General features: G+C 71.4%; 6 protein-coding genes. 2 read left to right on the forward strand and 4 right to left on the reverse strand.

Translation table 11 applies throughout. The features are described from left to right. The 3 genes from AB0J09_RS55070 to crcB (AB0J09_RS55080) form a co-directional block, all read right to left on the reverse strand. The coding region (locus AB0J09_RS55070) for a GTP-binding protein (RefSeq protein WP_360710335.1) at window positions 1-1787 on the reverse strand (1787 nt) is incomplete at its 3' end. A 138-nt stretch (window positions 1788-1925) separates the two neighbouring features. Beyond that, complete coding sequence (gene crcB / locus AB0J09_RS55075) at window positions 1926-2282, reverse strand: fluoride efflux transporter CrcB (protein WP_360710337.1); 357 nt, start codon at window positions 2280-2282, stop codon at window positions 1926-1928. Then, a complete protein-coding gene (gene crcB, locus AB0J09_RS55080) occupies window positions 2279-2740 on the reverse strand; it encodes a fluoride efflux transporter CrcB (protein ID WP_360710339.1) in 462 nt (153 codons plus the stop codon). Before crcB (AB0J09_RS55080) ends, crcB (AB0J09_RS55075) begins: the two co-directional genes overlap by 4 nt. 72 nt (window positions 2741-2812) lie before the next feature. On the opposite strand from crcB (AB0J09_RS55080), the gene AB0J09_RS55085 reads away from it, so the two are divergent. After that, complete coding sequence (locus tag AB0J09_RS55085; protein WP_360710341.1) at window positions 2813-3526, forward strand: HNH endonuclease family protein; 714 nt, start codon at window positions 2813-2815, stop codon at window positions 3524-3526. Between the two features lie 8 nt (window positions 3527-3534). On the opposite strand, the gene AB0J09_RS55090 is transcribed toward AB0J09_RS55085, so the two are convergent. Further along, entirely contained in the window at window positions 3535-4368 is an 834-nt protein-coding gene (locus AB0J09_RS55090) for an SGNH/GDSL hydrolase family protein (RefSeq protein ID WP_360710343.1), read from the reverse strand. 217 nt (window positions 4369-4585) lie between these two features. Between AB0J09_RS55090 and AB0J09_RS55095 the strand changes: the two genes are divergently transcribed. Then, a partial coding sequence (locus AB0J09_RS55095; protein ID WP_360710344.1) for a chorismate-binding protein occupies window positions 4586-5406 on the forward strand: 821 nt, incomplete at its 3' end.

The following is a 5406-nucleotide window of genomic DNA, read 5'->3' on the forward strand; positions in this document are numbered from 1 at the left end:
AACTCGTGCACCGCGGCCGCCGGGATCTCCCCCTCCAGCACCCAGGTGTCGTCGCGGCGCCGGGCGTCGCGTACCTCGCCGCCCAGTGCCGCGAGCCCGGCGGTGGCCGCGCTGAACGCCGCCAGCGGCACCTCCAGCTCGAAACGGTGGCACGGCTCGTACACGGTGGTGCCCGCCAGGCACAGGGCGCGCATGAGCACGATCGGGGTGCGTCCGCGGAAGTCGGCCGCGACAGTGATGGGCGAGTCGTAGCCGGTCCTGGTCAGCGTGACCTGGACGTCGGTGACCGGCCAGCCGTGCGGGCCCTCGCGCAGCGCCAGGCGCACGCTCTCCTCGATCGCCCGGTGGAACGCCAGCGGCAGCGATCCGAGATCGACCTCCAGCCGGTAGCCGACGCCCGACCCTTTCACGCCCCGCTCGACGCGCAGGCCGACGGTGGCCATGAACTCGTTGGGGCCGTGCCGCTGGATCTCCTCGACGGCCTCGGCGGTGCCCGACGGGCGTTCGAAGTAGACGGGGCGGCTCGGCTCGAAGACCGCCTCGACGCCGAAGTCCCTGGCCAGGGTCTCGCCGATGACCTCCTTCTGCACCTCCCCGTAGAGCAGGACCGAGGTCTCGCCGCCGGCCAGCGTGCGGGTGCCGATCAGCGGATCCTGCTCGGCCAGCGCGACCAGGGCGGCGTGCAGGCGCGGCTCCTGGCCGGGGACGCGGGGCCGTACGACGGTCTCCAGGCTGGGCGGGGTGAAGTGGGCCTGACGAACACGCCCGAGCTCGCCCACGTGGTCTCCGACGCGGATCTCGGGCACGCCCCAGACCTTGACGATGTCCCCCGCCACCGCGTGCCGCCGTTCGGGCGCGCCCGCGACGGCAAGAGCGGTCAGCCGCCCGTCGTACGCCTCACGCCCCCGATGGAAGGTCAGGTGCTCGCGCGCGCGGAGCGCTCCCCCGCGTACCCGCAGGTAGGCGACCTTCTCCCCGGACGGGGCCCGCTCGATCGCGAACACCGACGCCCGCGCCGCCTCCTCCGGGGGCTCGTCGGGCTGGCGCACGGCGGGCAGCAGGTGGATGCCGTCGAGCAGCTCGGCGACGCCCTGCCCGGTCAGCGCCGAGCCGAACAGCACCGGGTACGCCTCTCCGGCGGCGCACTGCCGCGCCAGCGCCGCGCGTACCTGGCCGAAGTCGGGCGTCTTGCCCTCGACGAGCAGCTCCAGGAGCCCGTCGTCCCGCTCGGCGAGCACCTCGGCCGCCTCCTCCGGGGAGGCGACGCCGGCGGTGGTGGCCGCCTTGGAGCCCAGGCGCCGCACGGTGTTCAGTGCGACGCTGTACGGCGAGAGCCGCCGCCGGATGTCGGCCAGCAGCTCCCGCTCCCTGGCGCCCGCCCGGTCGATCTTGTTCACGAAGATCAGCGTGGGCAGGCGCAGCTTGCGCAGGGTCTTCATCAGGACCCGGGTGTGCGGCTGGACGCCCTCGACGGCCGACAGCACCAGCACGGCGCCGTCGAGCACGCCGAGCGCGCGCTCCACCTCGGCCACGAAGTCGCTGTGGCCGGGTGTGTCGACCAGGTTGACCCGCAGGTCGCCCAGGGTGCCAGGATGGGTGAAGGAGGCGACGGCCGCACGGATGGTGATGCCGCGACGGCGCTCGATCTCGCCGGTGTCGGTCTGTGTGCTGCCCTCGTCGACGCTGCCGAGCCGGCCGATGACGCCGGTCTCGAACAGCAGCCGCTCAGTGAGGCTGGTCTTGCCCGCGTCTACGTGCGCGAGGATGCCGATGTTCAGGATGTGCATGAGTGGTGGAGCCCTCGGGAACTCTCGTGCCAATGGGGCGCTGGGAGATTCCGAGGCACCGCATCTCATGCTCCTGATCGTCGGCGGGCGAATGCCCGCCCATCGTGCCACCGCCGATCGAGCGGAGGCCAACGATTTTCAGAGGGCCTGGGCCAGGGCCGCGCCGCAGTAGGCCGCACCGAGCCCGGCCACCACGCTTGCGGCCGCGTTGGCCACCGCGTGGAAGCGCGCACCCTCTTCCATCAGCCGCACCGTCTCGTATCCGAACGTCGAGTACGTAGTCAGCGCCCCGCAGAACCCGGTGCCCGCCAGCGCCATGACCCCGCCTCCCGCGGGCAGCGCGGCCAGGAAGCCCAGCAGCGCCGACCCGGCCACGTTCACCGCCAGCGTCCCCCACGGGAACACCGTGTCGTGCCGCGCCTGCACCGCCCGGTCCGCCAGATAGCGCAGCGGCGCTCCGACCGCCGCCCCCAGAACGATCAGCACCACCGTCATCGCACGCCCGCCGGCCTCCCGGCGATCCGCCTGGTCAGCCACATGCTCGCGGCCACGGCCGCGAGCGCCGCCGCCATCGTGGCCGCCAGGTAGACCAGCCCAGTCAGCGGCGCTCCCGCCTCGACCGCCCGCTGAATGTCCACCGCGTACGTCGAGAAGGTCGTGTATCCACCCAGCACCCCCACGCCCAGGAACGGCCGCACGAGCCGGTGTGCCTGCCGTACCTCCGTGATCACCACCATGAGCACCCCGATCAGCAGGCAGCCCGACACATTGATCAGGAAGGTCGCCCACGGGAAGTCCGCCGGTCCCGCGGGCAGCGCCGACTGCAGGCCGTAGCGTGCCAGGGCGCCCAGCGCGCCGCCGGCCGCGATGGCCGCGAGCACGGGCCAGTGCAGCTCCGTGCGCTGGGCCGGGACGTGGAGATCGACGTCCGGGTCGATCGGGCGATCAGTCACATAACCCTCCCCGTGTCAAAGCACCCGATGCCGGGAATTTCTCTAGACAACCTTGGATGTTCGGAGGCCTGCTTGAGCACGAAGGACGCCATTGCCCTTCTAGCGGGAGCCATCATCGTCGTTTCCTTCGTCGGCAGTGCCAAGACCAGTCCGGCCACCGCGGCGAGCCCGCTGGGCAACGCCAGCGGCACGCTGCCCGGCCTGGCCCCCATCATGGCCGACGCCGACAAGGCCAGAGCACGCGACCTCATCAAGCGCCTGCGCGTCAAGGGCTTCGGCCCCAACACCGGGTACGAGCGCACCCGCTACGGCGAGAACTGGGCCGACAGCGCGATCGGCGTGCCATACGCGCGCAACGGCTGCCGCACCCGCGACGACCTGCTGGCCCGCGACGGCCGGAACGTGAAGTACCGGGCGGGCTCCAGTTGCGAGGTCGTCTCCATGGAGCTGACCGACCCCTACACCGGCAGGATCATCTACTGGCACAAGGACAATCCCGACGAGGTGCAGGTCGACCACGTGGTGCCGCTCAACTACGCCTGGCGCATGGGGGCGCCGCGCTGGCCGATGTCCAAGCGGCTGGACTTCGCCAACGACCCGCTGAACCTGCTGCCCGTGGACGGCGACGCCAACGAGCAGAAGGACGCCTCGGGGCCGGCGAGCTGGCTGCCGCCGCAGCGGAGCATCCGCTGCGCGTACGTCACCCGCTTCGCGCAGGTCGCGCTCAAGTACGACGTGCCCGTCCGGGGGGCCGACAAGAGGATGATGCTCACCCAGTGCCGTTAGCGGGGCCGTCAGCGGGGGTCGATCCAGGTGAATCCGTGCTCGAACGTCAGCTTCGCCAGGATCCGCTGCCCGTTCGTGTTCGGATGGAAGTAGTCCCACCCGCTGAGGTGGTCGAGCGTGAACGCGAACGAGAACACCGCGCCCCCGTCGGTGTGGCAGGCGGGACCGAAGGCGGCGCACGCCTCGGCCGCCTCGTGGTTGTAGGCCACGACCCGCGCCCGTACCCGGTCGCGGCGCTGGACGTCGGCCCGCTTGGTCGAGGCGGGCTTGGCGAGCATGGACTGGCAGATATGGCCTACTGTCCAGAACGTGCGGGCCAGCGCACGGGCCTTGCCGACCTTCCACAGCCGCCGCAGGTCGGGGATGCTGGCGATGAACACCCTGACCGCCGGCAGCCCGGCGCGCAGTTCGGCCAGCGCCGTGTCCAGCCGCTTACGGTACGTCTCGACGGGCGTCATGGCCTGCTCGGTGCGGGTGCACGCGTCCTGGGCGCCCACCAGGATCGTCACGTAGCTGGCCTTGGCCTCGACCGCCTTGCGGACCTGGCCGAGCAGGTCGGCGCTGGTCGATCCGGGGGCGGCGAAGTTGAGGTTGTGCTTCTGGAGCGTTCCAGACATTTTGGACAGGCGCATGTAGTGGCTGGCCACCTGCGGGTTGTCGCCGGTCGACCACGAGCGCGCGCTGCAGGAGATGTACAAGCCGCAGGCGTTGAAGCCGGTGGAGATCGAGTCGCCGAGCGCGGCCATGACCGCGGGCACGGGCTCACCCGTCGCGGCCTGCGCCGGACCGGTGGAGAAGACGAGAATCAATGCGGCGAGCACGGAGCCCAGGCGACTGATCATGGACCCAAGGTAGGAAGTGGATCACCGTCAGGCTATGGCGTTTCGGCAAGGTCTGTGATTTCGGGACCGACTTCATATCGCTGCTTGACAGGCCGGACGCGATCAGGTTGGGGCGAATACAGCTCAGCGCCCGGGTTTTTCCGGGTTCATTGTCCGTAACCTCGCATTCACGGGGGTCCGAGTCGAACGTGTTCAGTTCCCGCATAGAGTGTCTTGGGTGAGTGTCGCGCTCGGAACAACCCGCCCGCTACCGGTTCGCACCACCCCCGTCGGTGACCCCGGCGACCTGCTGGCATCCCTGCCCAGGACGGCGCCCTATGCCTGGGTCAGAAACGGCGAGGGCCTCGTCGGCTGGGGAGAGGCCGCACGGGTGGCCGTGCCCCCGGGCCCGGGCAGGTTCGCCTGGGCCCGTCAGTGGTTGGCCACGGTGTTCGGCGACGCCCACGTCAACGACGCGGTGCGTACGCCCGGCTCCGGCCCGGTCGCCTTCGGCAGCTTCACCTTCGACGAGGACGCCCACGGATCGGTCCTCGTCGTCCCGCGCACCGTGCTGGCCCGCCGCGGCGGGCACGCCTGGCTCACCACGATCGGCGACGGACCGCTGGAGACGTTCTCCCCCGTCCGCGACCCCGGCCGCATCCGCTACGGCGACGGCAGCCTGACCGCTCCAGAGTGGGAGGAGGTCGTGGCCAGGGCCGCCAAGCGCATCCGTGACGGAGAGCTGGAGAAGGTCGTGCTGGCGCGCGACCTGGTCGCCACCGCCGAACGGCCCATCGACGTGCGGCTGCTGCTCACGCGGCTGGCCCGGCGCTATCCCGAGTGCTACACGTTCTCCGTCTCGGGGCTGGTAGGGGCGACGCCCGAGCTGCTGATCCGGCGCACCGGCCAGGAGATCGAGTCGCTCGTGCTGGCCGGCACCACCGCCCGCGGCATGGGCCCGGCCGACGACTTCGCGCGCGGGGCCGCGCTGTTCGCCTCGCCCAAGGACCGCCACGAGCACGAGTGCGCGATCGCCTCGGTCCGCCAGGCCCTCGCCCC

Source organism: Nonomuraea sp. NPDC049784 (genome assembly GCF_040659615.1).
GTDB lineage: Bacteria > Actinomycetota > Actinomycetes > Streptosporangiales > Streptosporangiaceae > Nonomuraea.